Annotated in this window: 1 pseudogene; it reads right to left on the minus strand. The window is 49.0% G+C overall.

From position 1 onward, the window contains the following. Positions 1 to 2,296 (minus strand): annotated as a pseudogene (locus EHQ17_RS06665) (hypothetical protein); the annotation flags it as partial.

A 2,296-nucleotide genomic window follows, 5' to 3' on the forward strand; every position in this document is an offset into this window, starting at 1 on the left:
GTAGCCTACGTTCACGCTCACTCCAACACCGCTACCGATCGCATTCAGAGCAGCGCTTCCTGCCATCAACGCTACCGCTCCAGGACCACCTTCATACGCAGCTCGTGTCGCTTTCCAGCCCACTAAGGCGAGCGTTGCAAACGGAGCTGCCGGAGGAATCATACTCAAAACTCCCAAGGACGTCGTCACTACGTTGTCGATCAGTCGATCCTGTTTCACTACGTTCTCTTGATTCTTGTCATACAATCGGTTCGTCTTGCCTTGTTGATCTTTCAGCCGCTCCATCTCGAAGTTCGCTTCCGATATCTTCTGATCGATCGTATTTCCACGACCGCCCATATGAATCAGATCATTCGCAAACTCAAATTGAAAAAGAGTCTGATCCAATTGACCGGTCATTGATAACGTAAAGCCTTCCACGATCTGTTTGATGTTCTTGTTCTCTTCCGCATATTCTTTCGCATCATACAAATCTTTCTTCGCTCCGCTAAAATCTCCAGTCGAGGCTTTCAACAAACCCTTGCCGATCATGCTCCCCATTTGGCTCAGGTCTTTTAAGGAAAGATTTTTCGCTCCCTTAAGAATATTCTCCGTTCCAGTCGCCATTGCCGTATATGGGCTGTACATTCTCGCAATCCCGGTCTTTCTCCGGTTGCGCGCCTGGTCCATCTGCGCCTTCCGTTTGTCCATCTCACGCTTCCCTTTGAGAATGGTATAAAATTGACCAAACTGAACAAAACCGAAATCTCCGTCCGGAACATCCCCCACTAAAAAGCCGGAACCCACCGCAGCCTTAGCACACTGCTCGGGAGTTTTTCCCACACAAGCCGTGTTCTGTCCCGACATCGTTCCTTCCACAAACTCGTCAAACGCATCCATCAAATCCGTTCCGTCCGTAAACCCGACTGCAAGACCAAGCTCCGCCTCGTAGTTTCTCGTCTTCTCCGTATTTAACGTCTTCTTAAAGTCGTTTAACATTTTGTTTCGAGCCAAACGAACCATAACGGTCACGTCGCTCGAACTCGGCGCGCCCGCCTTTCCGTCTAACAACGATTCGGTTTTCGAGAGGTCCCATTCGTTTCCGTTCGAATCTTTCACAAGAGGAAAACTCGTCGGAGGAGTATATGCAAAAAATTGATAGGTGGGAAGTGTCTGAATCTCCGTCCCTCCCGCCGCGTTTTTGATCGTCCGGACATACATATCCCCCATTCTCGCAAACCCGCCGTAACCCATCGTCAAATCCAGACTTTTCATAGCGGACGTGTTTTCTTTCTCGATCAATTGAACAAACGTCTCAGGCATATTCCGCAAACTCTCCAAAGCCTGCAAGATCACCATGTTCTGACTCAGAACATTCGTCTTCTCCATCAAACTTTTGAACTGCTCTTTCACGCCCTTGTCGTTGAAGTTGTATTTCTTCACTTCGTTTAAAAAGAAGTTGGTATCGATGCTCGAAGCTCGGTCCATCAGTGACGCCGACAAACTTCCCGGTTTCTTAGCAAGCACGCTCGACAAAATGTCGTTCACATTAACGCTCAAGCTCACGCCCTGCGGTAAGTTCTCCTGCATACTCTGAACCATACCCGCAATCGAATCATACATCTCTTTCAAAGTCATCTCATCCGCTTTATTCTGACTTGCCTGCAAAAAGTTCTGCGTCCACGTCTCTTTGTTTTGCACCGCTTGTTCGATCTTGTTCAAAAACAACGCCTGGTTCGCTTCGTGTTCCGCCTTGAAGTCCGCTCTCCAGTCCTTCCACTTCGCGCCAAACTCCTGCGCCATATTCTCCCAGCGTTTCGTTCCCACTTCTTTCAAATAACTTACGTTCTGGATCCAATCCTGTTTCAGATCATAAAATTCCCGCGCTTTCAAATCCCACTGCTGCGCTTGTTTGTCCGCTCTCTGTTTCAACTCCATTCCAAAAAGTTGTGTCACAACTCCGTTCTCGCCCATATAGTCGTGGATAACCTTTTGGTAAATGTCCGTTTCCACGTTACGCGCAACCTCGTCCGGAGCCCCCGTCGTGTTGGTGATCTTTTTCAAAAGTCCCGCCAAAAACGCTTCCCGTTCCTGCAAAACGATCTTCGATTCCACCTTCACAGCAAGTTGGTCGTCTCCTGAGCCCGTAACCTTCACAAAGTTCTCAGCCTTGGAAAAATACGCGTCTCTCGCAGCCTCGTATTGGGTGTTCGCAAGAACGCCTAACGCGTCCAAAAATTCATCCGCGCTCACCATCAAAGACGTCTGTCTCATGTATTGGTCCGAGTCCTCCGCATTCGCGGTCGTAGCTCCCGCC

This window comes from Leptospira gomenensis (assembly GCF_004770155.1).
Classification (GTDB): domain Bacteria; phylum Spirochaetota; class Leptospiria; order Leptospirales; family Leptospiraceae; genus Leptospira; species Leptospira gomenensis.